We start from the raw sequence: 20,045 nt of genomic DNA on the forward strand, positions 1-20,045 counted from the left end.
AGACGTCACGAATTCACCGACTCCGGAAGGCTCCCCATGACCGTGTTGGCCGTGCGGCACACAACCCCGGCGTTTCGCACCTACTCCGGTGAGAACGCCCTCGACCTGCTGTCGAAAGAACTCGACCGTCCCGGCCCCCATCGCGTGATGCTGGTCTGCGGCGCCTCGATGCTGGCTCACGACGAGGCGCTTCGTCGGGTCGAATCGGCCATCGGAGAACGGTTGGTGGCGCGCTTCAGCGAAGTGCGCGAGCACAGCCCGGTGCCGTCTGTGGAGAAGGCACGCGATGTGCTGATCGATTCCGGGGCGACCGCGGTTGTGGCGCTGGGCGGCGGCTCCGCCGTCGTCACCGCGCGGGCAGCGGTGATTCTGGCGGGTGAGAACGGAGATGCCCGCGACTTGTGCACCCGACGCGCGGACGACGGCCGGATGATCAGTCCGCGCCTGTCTGCCCCGAAGGTTCCGATGTGGGTCGTCCCGTCCACACCTACGACCGCCTACGCCAAGGCCGGCGCCGCTGTGAGGGATCCCGCGACAGGGGAGAGGCTCGCGCTGTTCGATCCAAAGGCGCGAGCGGCGGGGGTCGTCTTCGATCCGGCGGTAGCAATGACCGCGCCGGCGCCGCTGATACGTTCGTCGTCGCTCAACGCCCTCGCTATGGCAGTTGACGGGATGCAGTCCACGGGCGGGAACCCGCTGGCCGAAGCGCTGCTCGGCCACGCGCTGACCGTGTTGACAACGTGGCTGGGCCGTCTCGGCGACCGGCCCGACGCCGAGGCTGCCGTTCAGTTGATGTTCGGCGCGCTCCTCGCGGGGCAAGGCAGCGACCTCGCCGGAACGGGGTTGGCGCAAGCGCTTTCACATGCGGTGGGGCCGCGGTCTACGGTGGGTAACGGCGTCGTCGAAGCCCTTCTGTTGCCGCACACGATGCGTTTCAATCTCGGCGTGACCGACGAGGCCCTGACTCGGATCGCGCGTCTGCTGGGTGCACGGGGAGCCGTTTCACCGGCCGATGCCATCACCGCCATCGAAGAGGTGTTGACCTCTACACAAATTCCTCTACGACTTCGCGATGTCGGCATCGAGCAGTCCGACCTGCCGGAGATCGTCGAGCACACGCTGCACGACTGGGCCCTCACCGCGGTCCCGCGTCCTGCTGATCGCGACGGGCTGCGCAGCATCCTCGATCAAGCCTGGTAGCGCAAGCTCAGCCCCACACGCTTCGCCTGCGTGTTGTCGGTTCGGGGACTTCTTTGCCCCAAGGTGTTCCCAAATACAACCAAGAGTTCTAATATACGAACTATCGCATTCCGTTGACCTCGGGCCAGCGAGTGCCGCCGACACGAGAACACCGTCACGTCCAGCCGGTCTGCCCTACAGAACCGGCCGTCCATTCACAAGGAGAGACGTTCATGACGACACAGCCGCAGAGCTGGTCCTTTCCCCTGCAGGCAGATAACGGGCCCGCACCGATGCTCATCGACGGGAGTTGGCTCTCGTCGATCTCGGGGCAGACGTTTCCGACCTACGACCCGGGAACGGGAGAGAAGATCGCGGACGTCGCGCTCGGTTCGGAAAAGGATGCCGAGGTTGCGGTCGCGGCCGCCCGCCGCGCCTTCGACGAAGAGCGGTGGATGAAACTGCCGGCGCAACAGCGGGGTGCAATCCTGTGGCGGGCATCCGAGCTGATCAAGGCCTCGGCAGACGAACTGGCCGAGCTCGAGAGCCAGGACATGGGAATCCCGGTTCCCCAAGCCCGCGCCATGGTGCTCGAAGCAGCCGCGCAATTCCAGTACTACGCAGGATGGGCAGACAAGATCCACGGTCGCACCGCCGACCTCGGCCCCGCCGAACGTCGCATCCAGGGTTACACGCTACGAGAACCGGTCGGCGTGGTGGCGATGATCGTGCCCTGGAACGCCCCGCTGATCTCGGCATCGAAGAAACTTGCCCCCGCCCTCGCCGCCGGATGCGCCTGCGTCCTCAAGCCCGCCGCCGAAACCCCCCTCACCGCGCTGTGGCTGGGACAGATCCTCTTCGCAGCCGGCGTCCCTGCGGGTGTGGTCAACATCGTCACAGGCCCCGGCTCGACCGTCGGAGCCGCGCTGGCCGAGCACGACGACGTCGATGCCGTGGCATTCACCGGCTCGACCGAAGTCGGACGCTCGATCATCCGTGCCGGCGCCGGCAACATCAAGAAACTGTCCCTCGAGCTCGGCGGCAAGTCACCGGTCATAGTCATGCCGGACGCCGATCTCACGGCCGCGATTCCCGGAGTGGCAGGCGCCGTCTTCTGGAACACCGGTCAGGTCTGCGCCGCGGGCACCCGACTGTTCGTCCACGAGGCGGTCTTCGACCAGGTCGTGGAAGGTGTCGCGGAAGAAGGCCGTCGACTGCGCATCGGTTACGGAGCGGACCCGGACGTCGATCTCGGTCCGTTGATCTCCCGCAAGCAACTCGAACGCGTCACCGCGTACGTCGACGGCGGTCGAGAGGCCGGCGCCCGCGTCGTGTCAGGCGGCAACCGGATCGGCGACAAGGGCTACTTCTTCGAGCCCACCGTCTTGGCCGACGTCGACCAGACCATGGCCGTCATGCGCGAGGAGATCTTCGGACCTGTCCTCGGGGTGATGCCCTTCTCCGATGTCGACGAGGCCGTCGCCCTCGCAAACGACAGCTCTTTCGGGCTGGCTTCGAGCGTGTGGACACGCGACGGCGCAGTCGGCCACGCGATCGCGCGGCGACTGCGTGCCGGGCGCGTGGGCATCAACGTGCATCGTGCCGGCGGAGTGCACATGCCTGCCGGCGGCTACCGCCAGTCGGGATGGGGTCGCGAGAGCGGTCCCGAGGCGATGGAGAACTACCTCGAGACGAAGTCTGTCGTCTCAACCCTGAGCTGATCCACCCGGAAAAGGCTGCAGCCAACTCACCGCAGGCTCATACATCCACAAGGAGAACCATGACCCAGACACAGGACCCCCAAATCGGGAGCGAACTCGCGCAGGCAAAGTTCACCGACGAGATGCTCGACAACATGCGCGCACTGATCGGTACCGAACTGCGCACCGCCTCGGCGGTGAACAACGAGTACGCAACACGATTGGCCATCCTGCGCTTCTGCGAAGGCATCGGTGACGACAACCCGCTGTGGACCGACGAGGAGTATGCGTCGACCACAGTGCACAAGGGAATCATCGCTCCGCCGTCGTTCATCTTCGCCTGCCTGGGTTCGGTGCAGGTCGGATGGCCCGGCCTCGGCGGATTCCACTGCGAGACCACCATCAACTTCCACGAACCGATCCGCGTCGACGACAAGATCACCGCGAAGGTGGTTTTCGACGGGTTCGACGGCCCGACCGACGCAAGTAACTTCGCCGGCCGACGGATCAAGGACTACCTGCGGCAGGAGTACCGCAACCAGAACGACGAGCTCGCCGCAACATTCATCTGCTCGCGGATGCGGTTCGAGCGCACCGAGATGCAAGCGAAGCGTGAGTCCCGCAAGGTCGAACTTCCACACCCCTGGACCGAGGCCGAGCTCGAACGGATCGAGTCGGACATCCTCGCCGAGACGCCGCGTGGTGCCGAACCGCGCTACTGGGACGACGTTCAGATCGGTGACGACCTCGACGTCATCACGAAGGGCCCGATCGGACTGACCGACGAGATCGCGTTCGTCGCCGCAGGTGCCGCACCGATCCCGCGCATCGCCGCCCACGGTGTCGCGCTGCGCCGATACAAGAAGCACCCCAAGTGGGCCTTCCGCGACCCGTCGACCAGCGCGCTCGAGCCCGTCTACTCCGTGCACTACAACGACTACGCGGCCCGCCTGCAGGGCGCCCAGGTCGCCTACGACGTCGGAATCCAGCGCACCTCCTGGCAGATCCACCAACTGACGAACTGGATGGGAGACGACGCCTTCCTCGAGTCGATCCACGGTCAGTACCGCTCCCACGTCTACCTGTCCGATGTCGTCCGCCTGGGCGGCCGGATCACCGACAAGCTCATCGACGACGCCGGCCACCACGTCGTCCACGTCGAGACCTGGGCAACCAACCAGCGCGATCAGTCCGTGATGCCCGGTTCCGCCGTCATTCGCCTGCCGCACCGCGCGGCCGACGCCGAGGAGAACGCGCAGTGACCCCCGAGCCCACCACCACGGCCTGGGGAACGTCGATCGTCCCCGTCGTTTTCGACGGCCGAGAATTCCGCATGTACGCGGAACGCCCACGAAACCTCGGGTCACTGTTGCCTTTCGCGGACCGCTGGAGCGATCGTGCACACATCGTCCAGGGCGACCGCGTGATGACCTTCGCCCAGTTCCATCAGGCAGTTCGGACACGCACCGCTGAACTGCGAGCACGCGGCGTCACCAGCGGCGATCACGTGGTGATTCTCGGATGGAACAGCCCGGAATGGATCGTGAACTTCTGGGCCACCGTCTCCGCCGGCGGCGTCGCGGTTCTGGCGAACGCCTGGTGGAGCGAGAAGGAACTCGCCGACTCGCTGGACACGGTTGTCCCCGCATTGGTGATCGCCGACGACCGGGTCGTCGACCGGGTGCCGTCCCAGTGGGAGTTGCTCCCCTGGGATCCGCAGTCCGGGACCGACTCGGAGACACAGCTGGAAGCGTCTGTCGATGACATCGACGAGAACGCCCCCGCGACGATCATCTTCACCTCGGGAACCTCGGGCCGCCCCAAGGCCGCCGTCCTTTCGCACCGGTCGCTGCTTGCCGGCCTGCAGATGCTTCTGCACATCACCAGGCGGTTGCCGCATCAGGTCGACGAATCGACTGGCCAGCCCGCCCTGCACACCGGACCCATGTTCCATGTCGGCGGAGTGCAGACCCTCCTGCGGGCGATCTGCGTCGGGGACACGCTGGTAATGCCGGCAGGCCGGTTCGATCCCGTCGAGGCAATGCGACTGATCGAGCAGTGGCGCGTGCAACGGTGGAGCGCGGTGCCGACCATGGTCTCCCGTGTTCTCGAGCATCCGGATGTTCGGACCCGCAACCTCACCACGCTGAGGTCGTTGACCGTCGGCGGCGCCCCGGTGACCCCGGAGTTCGTCGAACGCATCCGCACCGGGCTCTCTGGTGTGGAGCCGCGAATCGCCACCGGCTACGGGCTGACCGAGAACGGCGGACAAGGCGTCGCGGCCTCGGGAGCCGACACCGTCGAGCGACCCGGAACCACCGGACGGGCCCTTCCCTGCGTCGAGATCACGATCGCCCCGGCCACCGAGTTCACGGACGGGGAAATCCTCCTGCGCAGCCCGACACAGATGCTCGGCTACCTCGGGGAAAAGGAAGCGCCGATCGACTCCGATGGCTGGCTGCACACCGGCGACCTCGGACGCCTGGACGACGACGGATACCTGTTCATCACCGGACGCTCGAAGGAGATGATCATCCGCGGCGGTGAGAACATCGCCCCCGCAGCAGTCGAAGCGGCTCTGACGGCCTTGCCGGACGTGGCCGACGCCGTCGTGTTCGGGATGCCTCACCCGGATCTGGGCGAGGAGGTCATGGCGGCGGTCGTTCTCACCCGCGACGTCGATCCAGACACCCTGGCAAGTCAGCTGCGTGGCCGGATCGCATCCTTCGCCATCCCGAGCCGCTGGGTCCCGCACCGCGAGCCCTTCCCGGTCAACCACGCAGGCAAGATCGACAAGAACGCGGTCGTTGCCGCCGCACGACAGCTCCTCGAGGAGGTCCGATGACCAGCGTGGTAGCAGCCCTCACCCAGGGACGGGTGGGCATCGTCGAAGTACAGCGAGGACCGCACAACTTCTTCGACGAGGCCAGTCTGCGCGACATCGGTGAGGCACTCGTGCACTTCGACTCCGTCGCCGATGTTCGTGCGATCGTCCTCTGCTCACAGGGACGGAACTTTTGTGCGGGCGCCGATCTCCGGGGTGTGGACCAACACATCCTTCGCCGGGTCTACCGCGCAGCGGCGTCGCTGTTCACCACCCGAAAGCCCATCGTCGCGGCAGTCCAGGGCGCCGCGGTCGGAGGTGGGCTCGGTCTCGCGTTGGCCGCGGACTTCCGTGTTGCGGGCAAGGACGCCAGGCTGACGGCGAACTTCGCGAGACTCGGCTTTCATCACGGCTTCGGGCTGTCTGTCACCCTTCCCGCGGTCGTCGGCCAGCAGAAGGCACTGGACCTGCTGTACACCGGCCGCAACGTCGGTGCGGACGAGGCTCTGGCGATCGGATTGTGTGATCGGGTCACCGCCGGTGATCCCCGTGAGACCGCAATCGAGTGGGCAACCGAGATCGCGGAGTCCTCACCGCTGTCTCTGGTTGCCATCAGGTCCACGATGCGACGCTCCCTCGCCGCGCAGGTGACGGCGGCCTTGGACGAGGAAGCCACCGCGCAGACGATGCTGCTGGCAACCGCTGATCTGCACGAGGGCATTGCGGCTTCGATCGCCAAGCGTCCCCCGGTATTCGTCGGAGCCTGAGATGAAAGGCTGCAGCGGCCGGATACCACGAATGGATGGGGTTAAATTGTGACCGTGAGCGATTCTTCGAGCGACCGCGTGGACCGAGGTCCCCAGAACCACCGGACGATCGACCGTGTCACACGCATCCTCGAAGAGGTTGTCTACAACCCGGGGATGACCTTCGCCGAGCTGTCCCGAGCGTTGGACGCTCCGAAGAGCTCGGTACACGGCTTCATTCGCGGGCTGGTCGCTGCCGGATGGCTCCACCAGGACAACAACCGGTTCTACATCGGTCCGGCCCTGCACGGGCTGACGCTGGCAAGTGGACACCTTCGTGCCGGATCGGTCACCGACGCCGATCTCCAGGCGCTGCACGAGGCGACCGGCGTAACCGTGTTTCTCGGCGTTCAAGCCGGCGACAACCTCATCTATGTCTCCGAGATCGGTGCGGATCTCCTCGCCGGGTTCGGCGCCCGCAAGAATATCCGCCGGCGGCTGCTCGAGACCGCCGGCGGCAAGGCACTGCTGGCCGACCAGCCAGCGAGCCAGATGGACTCCTACCTTCGTCGGTGCGGGAGCGACGAAGCGGCGCTCGTCGACACCTTCCTCAGCGAATACGACGAGATCAAACGCACCCGCGTCGCCCGGAACACTCTCCACGCCGGTACTCGGTTCGCGCTGGCCACGGTGGTTCGGAACAAGGCCGGGAAACCTGTTGCCGAAGTGACCCTGGTCGGTGCGAGCGCCGACATGCTGCCACGCGAGCAGGAACTGAGGAAACTGCTGCTCGACCACGTCGACGGATGGCAGCAGCGGATCGGTTCCCCGCGCTGAGCGCTGAGTCGCAGAGCTCGTGCGGCAGTTGCACCGCTGGGCGCCACCGCTCGTTTCACCGCGAATCGTGACCTCGCAGGTGAACCGAGCGGGCGCGCCCGGCGGCATCAGCAATGACGAAACACCAATGCCGCCTTCGCCCTGATGACATGTCGGATCGATCGTCCACACCAAACTTGTGCAGTAGTGACTCGAGAAAGGGAAGCTGCGATGGATGCGGCCTCTTCACCAGTATCGACACCCTTCGTGCTGCTCCACGGCGGTCGCCACGGCGGGTGGTGTTGGCGACGTGTCGCCGCGCTTCTCCGCCAGGATGGACATGAGGTCTACACACCGACCCTGACGGGGCTGGGCGACCGATCTCATCTCCTGAGCCCGCAGATCGGCCTCGACACCCATATTCAGGATCTCGTCGCGACTTTCACCTTCGAAGACATCCGAGACGCCGTGCTCGTCGGTCACAGCTACGGCGGCATGGTGGTCACCGGTGCGATGGAGGTCATCTCCGACCGTGTGAAGACCGTCGTCCTGCTCGACGCACTCGTGCCCCGCGCCGGGGAGTCGGTCTTCGACCTGAACGGTGAATCGCGGGCCGCGGCGATGACCGCCCTGGCCGATGAGCACGGAGATTCCTGGTACATCCCCCCGGCCGACGCGAGTCGCTACGGAGTGACGGACCCGGACGACGTCGCGTGGGCGAACAGTCGAATGACCGCGCAACCACTAAAGACGTATCAGGATCGGATCGGCGCCACCGACCGGCTCTGGAGTCACCCCGGGATGTTCGTCGAGTGCGTCCCCTCGTCACTCGAACCCCATCTGCTCGAGCGAGCAAGGAAACGAAGTGCAACCGATCCTCGCTTCCACTACCGGGTACTGCAGACCTCCCACAACGCCATGGTCACCGATCCCAAGGCGGTGGTGGAGCTCCTGGTCGAGGCTCGTGATCTCGCTTAGCGCGCGCCTGTGCATAAGGCGCTGAGCGCGCCATGATGTCGTCGCGTGCTCTTGGCGGCTGTCCGGCGTACCTGGACTTCCCCACCGAGTAGCTGGCGCAGAAGCGCATCCATGAATCTCATACCGTCTGCCACTAGTGTGGCGGGCGGTATGCGTCATCCGCCGTGTCACGGCTAGCCGTCTCACTTTGTGGGGTGTGCGTGTGAGCCTGTCTCACACCGGGTCTCGGGGTGCTGTTCGGTCTCACCTCCGCTCGCGTGGGTGCGGGCGCGTGCTGTCTCGGTGACATCGAACACGGCGTGTCTGGCGAGGTTGACCCCGGCTCAGGTGGTCTCGGCGGCGATCCGATCGTGCAGTGTGGGCACCAGCCGGCCTGTGCGGGTGCACCGACGGACTTACGGCGGGTGTGGGCTGCCCGTTGTAGGGGACCGCGGCCGTGACCGCGAATTTCGAGGTCGCCGCCGCACTACAACGCATTAGGTACACAGAAGTAGCGGGAAAGAGCTACAGCGACAACCCGCTGACGGTCAGACGCATTGCCTGGCAGTGGGCTCCAGGACGACACCTCCGGGCACGACCGGGCGCAGAGCGCCGTCCAAGTCGTATCGAATCGGGATTCCGGTCGGAATGTTCACTGCGCCGATGTCGTCGGCAGTCAGGCAGTCGAGGTGCATGATCAGCGCACGCAAGGCATTGCCGTGGGAGACGACGAGTGCCGTTCGGCCACGTACCAGATCGGGGACGATCGCTTTCTCCCAGTATGGGAGTAGCCGGTTCTGCACGTCCTGCAGTGACTCCGCCGAGGGGACATCGACGCCCAACTCGCGATAGCGTGGGTCGCCGGCCTGCGAGAAGGTGCTGTCATCTCGAATCGCAGGTGGCGCAATGTGATACGAGCGCCTCCACAGCCTGAAGCGGGCCTCGCCGACGTCAGTGCGGACCGCTTCTCGGGTTCGCCCTTGGAGATCGCCGTAGTGCCGCTCGTTGAGCCGCCAACTGCGATGGACGGGAATCCAGTGACGTTCAGCGGCATTGAGCGCAACGTCGGCCGTCGCGACAGCACGCCGCAGCAGCGACGTGTGCACGACATCCGGAAGCAGGCCGGCCTGACGGATCAGCTCACCGGATCGGTGGGCCTCGGCCCGCCCCGCGTCGGTCAGCGGAACATCGACCCAGCCGGCGAACCGATCAGCGGCATTCCACGCGCTTTCCCCGTGCCGTAAGAGGATCAGGCGGCGCCGCCCACCCGTCTCGCTTCTGTGTCCGGAGTCGGAGTTCATCGTCAGCTCCCTTCGTAGCGTGCTCATGGCCATTGACGCCGGACTGCCTCCGGTCCCGATGAAGGACCGGAGGCAGTCTGCTGTCTACGGATTCGTCACGAAACGGGGACGCCGTCTTCGCGGTCGAGGTCCAGTTGCTTCGTTTCGCCGATCATCAGGACGCAGGTCAGACTCACCACCGCCAGGGCGGCCATGACGAGACCGAAGGCGAATCCGCCCCAGGCTGCGATGATGGGCGTCGCGATGAGCGGGGGGATCGCCCCGCCGAGCATGCCGGCGAGACTGTAGCTCAGGCCGGTCGCGGTGTAGCGGTAGCGAGTGTGGAACAACTCGGAGAGGAACGCACCGAGGGGACCCGTCGCCAGACCCGAGATGAACATCGTCACCGGAACACCGAGCGCGAAAGCGAACAACGACCGCGTCTCGAGGATCGGGAACAGCATCAGTGTCCAGACGATCGCCAGACACGCAGCCGTCATGATCATGCGGCGCCGACCGATTCGATCGGACAGGACGGCGCCGAGGATGACCGCAACGGAGATCGCGAAACCACCGACGACCGCGATGCTGAGGACAAACGGACGCGGCAGTTCGAGAATCTTGGTGCCGTAGCTGATCAAGTAGGTACCACCGATGTACGTCAACGACAGCGTCATCGCTGCAGTACCGGTTGCCAGCAGGACCTGCTTCGGCTGGCTCTTGAACGCATCCAGGAAAGGCGTGCGCGCTGCCCCGTGCTTCTTGATCTGCTTAGCGAACACCGGTGTCTCGTCGATGGTCAATCGGACCCAGAGTCCGACCCCGATCAGAAGGATGCTGGCCAGGAAGGGGACTCGCCAACCCCACGCGAGGAACGTCTCGTCGCTCATCCCGACGGCCGTCCCGAAGAACGTGGCGTTGGCCAGAATGATCGCGCCGCCACCACCGAGCGACGGAAACATCGACCAGAACCCACGCTTGGATTTCGGTGCATGCTCGGAGACGAACAGCACCGCGCCGCCCCATTCACCACCCGCGGCAAGGCCCTGCAGGATCCGTAGAACAACGATGAGAATCGGTGCGGCCACGCCGATCTGTGTCGCAGTCGGCATCACGCCGACCAGGAGGGTAGCCACACCCATCAACAGCATCGTGACAATCAGAGTCTTCTTTCTGCCCAGACGATCACCGAAGTGTCCGAACAGGATGCTGCCGAAAGGCCGGGCGACGAAGGCCACGCCGAGTGTGGCGAAGGATGCCACGGTGCCCGCCACCGCACCCAACGCGGGGAAGAACACGGTCGGGAACACGAGCGCCGCGGCGACACCGTAGATGTTGTAGTCGTAGAACTCGATCACGGTACCGATGAAGCTCGCTGCCGCGACCTTCTTCATGCCCGGCGGATCGGCCTTACCCGTGGATGATCCGGATGTGGGGCTCGGTGGGTGGACCTTCTCCTGCGAGTGGGTCATTTAGATCTCCTTGCTGCCGACGAGTCACATCACCCAGCGAGGGGAGGGAGGTGCCGGAAGTTTCGTAGAGGAGTTGGGGGGGATTGACGGGGACGGGCCGGCCCGAAGAATGGGTGGCACGTGTCAGTCGAGGTGGCCGTGTTCGCGCAGCACGTTCTCTGCGACCCGGAACGCTTCACCAGCTGCGGGAAGCCCGCAATAGACGGCCGCCTGCAGCAGCACTTCCTGAATCTCGGTGACCGTGCAGCCGTTGGTGAGCGCGCCTTCGACGTGGTGGGCGAGCTGAGCCGGGCGATTGAGCGCGGTCAGCATGGCAATGTTGACGATGCTCCGTTGCTTGCGGTCGATGCCCTCGCGGGCCCAGATCCGGCCGAAGCAGACCTCGATGGAGTAGTCGTGGATGACGTCATTGAAGTCGTTGCGGGTCTGGTCCTTCTTCTCGACGTAGTCCGCGCCCATGAGTTCGCTCATGATGCGACGTCCGGTCTCGTTGGCTTCCAATGCTTCTCCTGATGTTGTGAACGGGCGGCCGGTCAGCCTCGATCGAGGACTTCCTGTACTTCTTCTGCGGAGAGCTTGATCGTCACGTTCGCCCGCTCGTTCTGCAGCTGCATCGGCGACTGGGAGTCGCGATGGCCCCATCCCCGGGCGAGCGCCTCGGTAAAGTCGGCCTGCGCAACTTCCGCGCACGCCATGGGCACACCGAGCTGGTCGGCCAGCTCGAGGGCCAGGCGAAGGTCCTTGTTGGCGAGGGCCAACGCGAAGGACGGCGGGTCGTAGGCGGATTGCAGGTACCGATCGCCGATGCGGTCGAACGTTCGCGCGCGTCCGATGGCCCCTTGCCGCACTGCGTGCCAGAGTGCCGCCGGCTCGACTCCGGCCTTGACCCCCATCGTGAACACCTCGGCGATGGCACGGCGGATCGTGATGCTCGCGCAGTTGTGCACGAGCTTGGCCGTATTGCCCGCACCGATCTCGCCGACATAGAGGATCTGGTCACCGATGGCATCGAGCACCTGCTTGTGCTGGTCGAATGCCGTCTGACTGCCGCCGACGTAGATCGCGAGCTTTCCCGTCCGTGCACCCTTGGGCCCACCGCTGACCGGCGCATCGAACAGTTCGACGCCGTGGTCGGCACACACTGTGTGCACCTCCCGGACGACGGCGGGGGAATTCGTCGTCAGATCGAACCAGGCGCTTCCGGTCCGCAGTGTGCTCAGCAGGCCGTCCTTGCCGAGGCCGACCTCCTGCATCTCCACCGGACCGGGCAGTGAGGTGAACACGACGTCGACCTGCCGGCCGAGCTCGGCGACGCTGTCGGCCCAGCTTGCGCCTGCCTGCTCGAACGGTTGCCCGCTTTCCCTCTTGATGTCGTGCACGACGAGGTCGTATCCGGCGTCGAGGAGGTTGTGGGCCATGCCCGACCCCATGCCGCCGAGGCCGATGAACCCTACTTTCATCTGCGGACTTCCCTTCAGTGATCCTATATACGAACAATGGTTCCTAAACGGGAACAAAACGACCGTAGCTGTGGTGGGTGTCACTCGTCAACAACCTGGTAGGCGACCGGGCGCCGGCGGGGCGAGTTCCGCGAGAGTCTCGGCGAACGACCGGTGAGAGACATTGACAGCTTTGTCCGAATCCGCGTAGCGTGCTCAAGGTCACACTTACGATCAAAGGTTCGTATATACGAACTAGCGATGGGTTTCCACACGGAACCAGGGTGGCGAGCCATCTACATATCCGCGTCCGCCGGGGCATCCAAGCGCTGCAGCTTTGTCCCCCCGCGACGTCCCGACAACGTCACAGGAGTGAGTTCGGTTGATCGTCAAAGATCAGATCTTCATCAACGGCAAGTGGGTTCCTTCAGCAGGCGCCGACGTCATTCCCGTCATCAGCGCGATCTCCGAGGAAGTAATTGCGACCATTCCGGCAGGTACTGCGGAGGACGTCGATCTCGCCGCACAGGCAGCGGCCGACGCGTTCCCGGCCTGGTCCCAGACGCCGGCCGACGAGCGCGCCGACATGCTGCACAAGATTGCGCGCGGCATGGAAGCGCGGGTCGACGAGATCACCAAGACCATCATCAGTGAGCTCGGATATCCCGCCAAGATGGCGGAGGCCGCGCATGCACGAGCCTCGATCAAGGACCTTCAGATCGCCGCGGACAGCCTCAGCGACATCGTGTGGTCGGAACAGGTCGGCGACACGACGGTCTCCCGTGCGGCCGCGGGCGTCGTCGGCGCCATCACGCCGTGGAACGGCCCGATGCGGATGGTGAGCCTGAAGGCCGGAGCGGCTCTTGCTGCCGGATGCACCGTCGTGCTGAAGGGCACGGAGCTCGCTCCGCTGAGCTCGTTCCTGTTCGCGGAGATCGCCGAGGAAGCAGGGCTCCCCGACGGCGTGTTCAACCTGGTGTCGGGAACCGGGCCGGTCGTCGGCGAGGCGCTCGTGACGCACCCGCTGGTGGACATGGTGTCGCTCACGGGATCCGTCCGCGCCGGCCGGCGTGTGATGGAGCTGGCCGCACAATCGGTCAAGAAGGTCTGCCTCGAACTCGGCGGCAAGTCGGCGAACATCATCCTCGAGGATGCCGACCTCGAGACCGCGGTCACCAGCGGAATCACGGATGCCTTCCGCAATACAGGGCAGGCCTGCGGCGCGCTCACGCGGATGCTCGTACCGCGATCGAGACTGGCAGAAGCCGAGCAGCACGCAATCCGTACCGCGGAAAGCTTCGTACTGGGAGATCCCTATGACCCCAGCACGACCCTCGGCCCGGTTGCGAACGCGTCGCAGCGCCAGCGCGTCCGTGACTACATCCAGGTGGGAATCGACGAGGGAGCGCGCCTGCTGACGGGCGGCCCGGAGGCACCCGAGGGCATCGAGCGTGGATTCTTCGTGCGCCCCACCGTCTTCTCCGGCGACAACTCTCTTCGAGTCGCCAGAGAGGAAATCTTCGGGCCCGTCGTTGTCATCATCCCCTTCGACAGCGAGGAAGAGGCCTTCCAGATCGCGAACGACTCCCAATACGGGCTGGCCGGGGCGATTTGGGCCGGCGACGCCGATCGGGCGAAGAAGCTGGCGAGCAAGCTGCGCGCCGGTCGCATCCGCATCAACGGTTCACCCGTGAACCTGAGGGCGCCGCACGGCGGATTCAGACTGTCCGGAATCGGCCGCGAATCGGGCCGCTTCGGAGTCGAGGAGTACCTCGAGTACAAGTCCATCGGATAGCTGCTCCGGTCCGACCAACGCCCAGGGGCAGCCGGTCTCGCACCGAGTTCTCCTTGCGCACCCCCGAAATGAGACGAGGTGTGAGAAGTGATGTTTCGCCGACTGTGCTTGTTGGTCGCTTCCGCCGCGATTGCGACTTCCTTGGTGGCCTGCAGCGCTCGATCCGGGCAGCTGGAGGCCAACGAGGACGGAATCACGACAATCCGAATCACGAGCACGCAGTCGTTCAACACAGCGCCCGCGGCACTCCTGGTCCACGGTGATTTCGCGGAGAGGTACGGCCTGGACTTCGAACAGGTCAACATCGCCGGATCGGGAAGCTCGAACCAGATCGCGGCGATCCTCTCCGGCGACGCCGACATCGCGGTCGCAGGTTCCAACGCGTTCGTGGACTCGGCTATCGGAGGAGCGGATCTTCAGATGTTCGCAGGCCTCAGCGACATCATTCAAAGCCTGGTCGTGTCGAACAACGCGATCGAGCGATTCGGTGTCGACGTCGATGCCGACCCGCGGGACCGCGTGCAGGCACTGCGCGGGATGAAGATCGGTGCGGGACCGACCGGTTCGGCGGGCAATTCCGCTCTGCGCGTGGTGTTGAACGATGCCGGACTGGACCCAGACCGGGACGTCACGCTCGTTCCACTCGCAGACACCAATAGTGCAGTGGCAGCGGGCCTCGAGCAGGGGTCCTTCGATGCAACCTGGACGACCATCGGTTCCGGCGAGGTTGCCGTTGCGCGGGGTACCGCCACCACGGTCATCTCGGTGCCGGCCGGCGAAGCACCGGCACTGAAGGGCTACGTCTGCAATGTGGCCTTCGCGCCGACCCGCTTCATCGAGCAGAATCCGGAACTCGTCGACCGCATACGTGAGGCACTCGCCGAGGCCACCCGCATGACGAAAGAGGAGCCGGAAAAGGCGGGACAGTTCCTGAAGAACTCCGTCTACAGCGGTATGGATCAAACGGTATTCGACCTCGCCTGGAGCGAAGCCGTCAAGGGATACAACGAGGGCAACCTGTTCACTCGTGAGGACTGGAACTCATTTGTCGACATCTTCGATGAGTCCTCCGAACACGACTATTCCGCAGTGGATTACGAAAAGATCATCAATCCGGTGGCGCGCGGACAGAGCTGACTGCGCTCGAGTGAACGCCTGCTTCCCCGGATAAACCGACGAAGCCCACGTGCAACCGGTGTCATACCGATTTCTCCTTGCACCCCCCTTTCGAGATGACAAGAGGTGGATACATCATGCATCGCCGATTGGCCTTACTGGCCATTCCTGCCGCGCTCGCGGTTGCATTGACGGCCTGCGGCGCTCAGTCCGGGCCACTGAAGGCCGACGAAGCTGGCGTGACGACAGTCCGAGTCACCAGCAGCCAGTCGTTCAATACGGCGCCCGCAACACTCTTGACGCAAGGTGATTTCACTCAGTACGGCCTGAACTTCGAACAAGTGAACATAGCTGGATCGGGAAGCTCGAACCAGATCGCGGCGATCCTCTCCGGCGATGCCGACATCGCGATCGCAGGCTCCAACGCGTTCGTAGACTCGGTTATCGGAGGAGCGGATCTTCAGATCATCGCAGGTGTCAGCGACATCATTCAGAGCCTGGTCGTCTCGAACAGCGCGATCGAGAAGTTCAACGTCGACGTCAATGCCGGTCCGGACGAGCGAGTGCAGGCACTTCGCGGAATGACGATCGGCGCAGGAGTGACCGGCTCGGCCGGCAATTCCGCTCTGCGCGTCGTGCTGTCCGACGCAGGACTTGACCCCGACCGCGACGTCACGCTCGTTCCACTCGCAGACACCACGACCGCAGTAGCAGCAGGCCTCGAGCAGGGTACCTACGATGCAACGTGGGCTGCTGCCGGTTCCGGCGAGGTCGCCGTGGCGCGCGGTACCGCCACCACGGTCATCTCGGTGCCGGACGGTGAGGCGCCGGCGCTGGACGGGTACGTGTGCAATGTGGTTTTTGCCCCCACGCGCTTCATCGAGCAGAACCCCGAACTCGTCGACCGCATCCGCGAGGCGCTCGCCGAGGCCACCCGGATGACGAAGCAAGAGCCGGAAAAGACGGGGCAGATCCTGAAGAATTCCATCTACTCCGGTATGGATCAGCAGGTGTTCGACCTCGCGTGGAGCGAAGCCGTCAAGGCGTACTACGTGGGTAACCTGTTCACTCGTGAGGACTGGAACACCTTCGTCCGAATCTTCGATCCCCTCTCCGAACATGACTATTCCGAACTGGATTACGAGAAAATCGTCAACCCGGTGGCACGCGGAGAGAACTGACGGAGCTCGAGTCAACGCCTACCCCGAGCTACACCTTTAGGAGCCTGATCATGTCGAAGTTAGCCCACCATGCAAGACGAGCCGCCGCGAAATCAGCTACCAGCCCCGCATCCGGGCCGATCTTTGAGGTACGGAACCTAGCGATAGGTTTCGACGAACGTGAAGACGTTCTCCACAATGTGACAATGCAGGTCGAACCTGGCGAGTTCGTCGTGCTGCTCGGACCGAGCGGATGTGGAAAGACCACCATTCTCAACCTCGCCGCCGGGCTGCTGAGCCCGCGCAGCGGATACGTTCGTTTCGACGGCGCCGAGATCAATGGTGTCAACACCAATGTCGGCTACATGACTCAGGATGACACCCTCCTGCCCTGGATGTCCGTGCAAGCGAATGTCGGTCTGCCTCTGCGCATGCGAGGAGTGAGCAAGTCCGAAACCAAGGCGCAGGTCGAGCACTACCTCTCGCTTCTGGATCTCTCGGAAGCCGGAAGTCTGTTTCCGAGCCAGCTCAGTGGTGGCATGCGCCGCCGCGCACTCCTCGCACGAAGCATGATCTACGATCCCCGCCTGCTCTTGATGGACGAGCCGTTCGCGGCTCTCGACGCCCAGCTTCGTCACCAGATGCATGTCGAGCTACGACGAACAGTGAAGAGACTGAACCAAACGGTCGTCTTCGTCACTCACGACATCGCCGAGGCAGCAAAGCTGGCCGACCGAGTGCTGATCGTCGGCGGAGGGCGACCCGGCCGCTTGGTTGCCGAGTTCCAAGTTCCCTACGGTGACGAGCGGGACCTCGAAACCCTCGCCTACACAGACGAGTACGCCCGGTTCGAGCGCGAGTTGAATGAAGGGCTCCGTAGCGCGCGTGACCCGAGCATGCCAGCCGTTTGAGCGTGACGAATCCATCGAGCTTCAACCCCTGACCAAGACAGGTGAAACTTATGTCCACACAAGTCCTCAGTGCACCGACGGGTCCGGCGTCCCCGTCGGTGAAGCCGCGCAGTTCGGTCTCACACACTCGTAGGATGCACCGGGCGAAAATCGCCGTCGCACAGATCGCGATCATTGCCGTCCTGCTCACGACCTGGGAGCTCGTCTCCGGTCGGCTGATCAACGACATCATGATCAGTGCGCCATCGAAGGTGTTCCCGCTCTTCTGGGAATGGCTCACCACCGGTGTCATCCTCGATGCCGCTCTCCAGACGTTCAGCAACGCCGCCCTCGGTATGGTGCTCGGTGGAACCGCCGGCATCGCGGTCGGAGTGATCCTGGGTCAGTCACGGCTATTGGGTGACACCTTCGAACCATTCATTACCGCGCTTTACACCATGCCGAAGTTCGCCCTGATCCCGCTCTTCATCATGTGGGTCGGAATCGGGTCAGCACTGGGAGTCCTCACCGCGGCGGTCGTCGCGTTCTTTCTCATCTTCTTCAACACTTTCTTCGGCATCCGGGAAGTGAAGCAATCGCTGATCAATTCGGTCCGCATCATGGGCGGATCGACCCTGGATGTCCTGTGGCGCGTCCGGCTTCCCTCGGCGCTGGTGTGGGTCTTCGCAGGACTCAAGCTCGCGGTGCCGCAGGCGATCGTCGGAGTCGTGGTCGCCGAGATGCTCGCCGGCGACCAGGGCCTGGGTCACCTCGTCGCACGTAACGCGTCGTCGTTCAACTCCGCGGGCACGTACGCGGCGCTGGTCGCGCTCCTGCTGGCCGGATTCCTGATCGACAGGATCATGAGCGCGCTGACGAAGAAGCCGCTCGAATGGAAGAACTCCGGTAGCGCGATGTGATGCCGATTCGGGCGCGTGGATTGGATCGCCGCGCTGTTGAACCACCCAACCCCCGCACCACGCGATTGCGGCCGCGGTCGAGCGGGCCTCGATCGACCCCGGCCGCGATCGTTGCCGAATGTTGTGCCATCGTCACAACGAAGAGATACGGAAAAGAATGCTGAAGCAACATGAAGTCGCTGCAGACACCCTGATCGGCAGTGCCGCTTACACATTGGCGAGCTATGCCACTGCCACCAAGTACGAAACATTGCCCGGGGAGGTGGCCGATCGTGCGAAGCTCATCGTGTTCGATCAGCTCGCGTGCGGATTCGTGGGCGCCGAGCTCCCGGCAGGCCGGATCATCGGACGCTATGTCGACGATCTGGGCGGCAGACCGCAGTCGGTCGTGCTCGGCTCGCCCAACCGATGTTCAGCGCCGCTGGCCGCCCTCGCCAACGGCACCTCCGGCCACGCTGACGAGTTCGACAGCGTGCATGCGACGTCGGACTTCCTCGGCACCGGTCATCCGGCCGCGATCATCGTTCCTGCAGCGGCCGCACTGGCCGAACGCCAGTTTTGCACCGGGCGCGATCTGGTGAATGCAGTGGCCCTTGGTTACGACGTCGGCGCACGAGTCATCTCGGTGACCGGGGGCCTTGCGCCCATGATGGGAAACCACGGAATCGATCCGGGCTCATTGCATTCGCTGGGCGCGGCGTTCGCGTGTGCGCGGTTGCTCGGGTTGGACGAGAACCGGCATCTGTTCGCGGCTGCGCTGGCTGTCCAGCAGAGCGTGGCGCTCAATGCACCCTACGGGGAGCGCAGGCACATGAGTAAAGCGTTCGTCACCGGCCAGGCGGCCTACGCAGGCGTCACCGGCGCGGTTCTTGCGGCAACGGGTTTCGAGGCCAGCGACAACATCTTCGAGGCCCCAGGTGGGATCATCGACACGTGGGCCGAGCAAGGGCGCGAGGGACAGCTGGCAAAGGACCTCGGCGCCGACTACGCGGTGATGGGCGCAAACTTCAAGTTCTATTCCGCGGGTTACCCCATCCATTCTCCGGTTGAAGCCGTCCTCGGATTGAAGAGTGAGCACGGCTTCGCGCTCGATGACATCGAGCGGATCACCGTTCGTATGCCGTCGCATCCGGCCAGCGTTGTCGACAACCGGTCGATGCCGACCATCTGTCTACAGCACATGGTTGCGGCCGCGCTGGTGGCGGGCAAGCTTGGGTTCGACGAAGCGCACTCGGCGGCATTGCTCAATGACCCGGAGGTGCTGCGACTGAAGTCGCTCGTCGCCCTGATCGGCGACGCGGAATTCGATCGCATTCAGCCGCAAGGGCGTGGTGCCGAAGTGACGATCGAGGTCGGTGGTGGCTCGGTTTCGCGCAGGGTCGAGCACCCCCGGGGGCATCGGTTCAGGACCCCAGCCCCGGCCTGGGACGATCTGCGGGAGAAATGGGAAGACCTGCTGGTGCGTCGGGTCGGACAAGGTCGTTTCGATCAGTTCTTCCAGGCGTGCGCATCCCTCGAATCGGTAGACGACGTCAACGAGGTGAGTGGTCTGCTCGGCGTGGGAGGTTCGTCGTGATCCTGGTGCGGGGGATGCAGGTACGTGGGCGGTGCGCGGTCGCATGCTTTGACAGGTTGATCACGTGTCGACCTTGACCGACATTGCAGACGAAATATGACAACCGACCGCAACGAGCCAGGTGAGGACGCAGACGAATCCAGACGGCCGCTCGTATTGGCCGACCAGGGTTGCT

The 20,045-nt window shown here is 64.4% G+C and carries 17 protein-coding genes; 13 read left to right on the forward strand and 4 right to left on the reverse strand.

The genetic code is table 11. The features are described from left to right. Positions 1-36: 36 nt before the first annotated feature. The 7 genes from ACFWAY_RS16845 (at position 37) to ACFWAY_RS16875 (ending at position 8,243) form a co-directional block, all read left to right on the forward strand. Entirely contained in the window at positions 37-1,200 is a 1,164-nt protein-coding gene (locus ACFWAY_RS16845; protein ID WP_378511332.1) for an iron-containing alcohol dehydrogenase family protein, read from the forward strand. A gap of 212 nt (positions 1,201-1,412) precedes the next feature. Then, the gene (locus ACFWAY_RS16850; protein ID WP_378511333.1) at positions 1,413-2,900 is read left to right on the forward strand and encodes an aldehyde dehydrogenase family protein; all 1,488 of its coding nucleotides are present in this window, start codon (positions 1,413-1,415) and stop codon (positions 2,898-2,900) included. A 59-nt stretch (positions 2,901-2,959) separates the two neighbouring features. Beyond that, complete coding sequence (locus ACFWAY_RS16855; protein ID WP_378511334.1) at positions 2,960-4,141, forward strand: MaoC family dehydratase N-terminal domain-containing protein; 1,182 nt, start codon at positions 2,960-2,962, stop codon at positions 4,139-4,141. Then, complete coding sequence (locus ACFWAY_RS16860; protein ID WP_378511335.1) at positions 4,138-5,724, forward strand: class I adenylate-forming enzyme family protein; 1,587 nt, start codon at positions 4,138-4,140, stop codon at positions 5,722-5,724. The genes ACFWAY_RS16855 and ACFWAY_RS16860 overlap by 4 nt, the downstream gene beginning before the upstream one ends. Next, the gene (locus ACFWAY_RS16865; protein ID WP_378511336.1) at positions 5,721-6,470 is read left to right on the forward strand and encodes an enoyl-CoA hydratase/isomerase family protein; all 750 of its coding nucleotides are present in this window, start codon (positions 5,721-5,723) and stop codon (positions 6,468-6,470) included. Before ACFWAY_RS16860 ends, ACFWAY_RS16865 begins: the two co-directional genes overlap by 4 nt. A gap of 54 nt (positions 6,471-6,524) precedes the next feature. After that, entirely contained in the window at positions 6,525-7,286 is a 762-nt protein-coding gene (locus ACFWAY_RS16870) for an IclR family transcriptional regulator (protein ID WP_378511337.1), read from the forward strand. Positions 7,287-7,496: 210 nt separating this feature from the next. Then, a complete protein-coding gene (locus ACFWAY_RS16875; RefSeq protein ID WP_378511338.1) occupies positions 7,497-8,243 on the forward strand; it encodes an alpha/beta fold hydrolase in 747 nt (248 codons plus the stop codon). A 527-nt stretch (positions 8,244-8,770) separates the two neighbouring features. Here ACFWAY_RS16875 and ACFWAY_RS16880 read toward each other — a convergent pair. From ACFWAY_RS16880 to ACFWAY_RS16895, 4 genes are all read right to left on the reverse strand, one after another. Then, the gene (locus tag ACFWAY_RS16880; protein WP_378511339.1) at positions 8,771-9,523 is read right to left on the reverse strand and encodes a 2,3-bisphosphoglycerate-dependent phosphoglycerate mutase; all 753 of its coding nucleotides are present in this window, start codon (positions 9,521-9,523) and stop codon (positions 8,771-8,773) included. 95 nt (positions 9,524-9,618) lie between these two features. Beyond that, positions 9,619-10,974 carry an MFS transporter gene (locus ACFWAY_RS16885; protein WP_378511340.1) on the reverse strand — a complete coding sequence of 452 codons (1,356 nt, stop codon included), beginning with the start codon at positions 10,972-10,974 and terminating at the stop codon, positions 9,619-9,621. A gap of 123 nt (positions 10,975-11,097) precedes the next feature. Next, the gene (locus ACFWAY_RS16890; protein WP_378511341.1) at positions 11,098-11,475 is read right to left on the reverse strand and encodes a carboxymuconolactone decarboxylase family protein; all 378 of its coding nucleotides are present in this window, start codon (positions 11,473-11,475) and stop codon (positions 11,098-11,100) included. Between the two features lie 32 nt (positions 11,476-11,507). Next, positions 11,508-12,434, reverse strand: a complete 927-nt coding sequence (locus ACFWAY_RS16895; protein WP_378511342.1) for an NAD(P)-dependent oxidoreductase — start codon at positions 12,432-12,434, stop codon at positions 11,508-11,510. 361 nt (positions 12,435-12,795) lie between these two features. Here ACFWAY_RS16895 and ACFWAY_RS16900 point away from each other — a divergent pair, with 361 nt between their 5' ends. The 6 genes from ACFWAY_RS16900 (at position 12,796) to ACFWAY_RS16925 (ending at position 19,870) form a co-directional block, all read left to right on the forward strand. Further along, positions 12,796-14,208, forward strand: coding sequence for an aldehyde dehydrogenase family protein (locus tag ACFWAY_RS16900; protein WP_378511343.1), 1,413 nt, complete (start codon positions 12,796-12,798; stop codon positions 14,206-14,208). A 144-nt stretch (positions 14,209-14,352) separates the two neighbouring features. Beyond that, complete coding sequence (locus tag ACFWAY_RS16905; protein ID WP_378511344.1) at positions 14,353-15,345, forward strand: ABC transporter substrate-binding protein; 993 nt, start codon at positions 14,353-14,355, stop codon at positions 15,343-15,345. A gap of 320 nt (positions 15,346-15,665) precedes the next feature. Then, positions 15,666-16,505: an ABC transporter substrate-binding protein gene (locus ACFWAY_RS16910; protein WP_378511345.1), complete on the forward strand. Its 840-nt coding sequence runs from the start codon at positions 15,666-15,668 to the stop codon at positions 16,503-16,505. A gap of 50 nt (positions 16,506-16,555) precedes the next feature. After that, the gene (locus tag ACFWAY_RS16915; protein WP_378511346.1) at positions 16,556-17,395 is read left to right on the forward strand and encodes an ABC transporter ATP-binding protein; all 840 of its coding nucleotides are present in this window, start codon (positions 16,556-16,558) and stop codon (positions 17,393-17,395) included. Between the two features lie 134 nt (positions 17,396-17,529). Continuing rightward, positions 17,530-18,294, forward strand: coding sequence for an ABC transporter permease (locus ACFWAY_RS16920; RefSeq protein ID WP_378454930.1), 765 nt, complete (start codon positions 17,530-17,532; stop codon positions 18,292-18,294). 121 nt (positions 18,295-18,415) lie between these two features. Continuing rightward, positions 18,416-19,870, forward strand: coding sequence for an MmgE/PrpD family protein (locus tag ACFWAY_RS16925; RefSeq protein ID WP_378511347.1), 1,455 nt, complete (start codon positions 18,416-18,418; stop codon positions 19,868-19,870). Positions 19,871-20,045: the final 175 nt, after the last annotated feature.

The organism is Rhodococcus sp. NPDC059968 (assembly GCF_042738615.1).
Lineage (GTDB): Bacteria > Actinomycetota > Actinomycetes > Mycobacteriales > Mycobacteriaceae > Rhodococcus_F.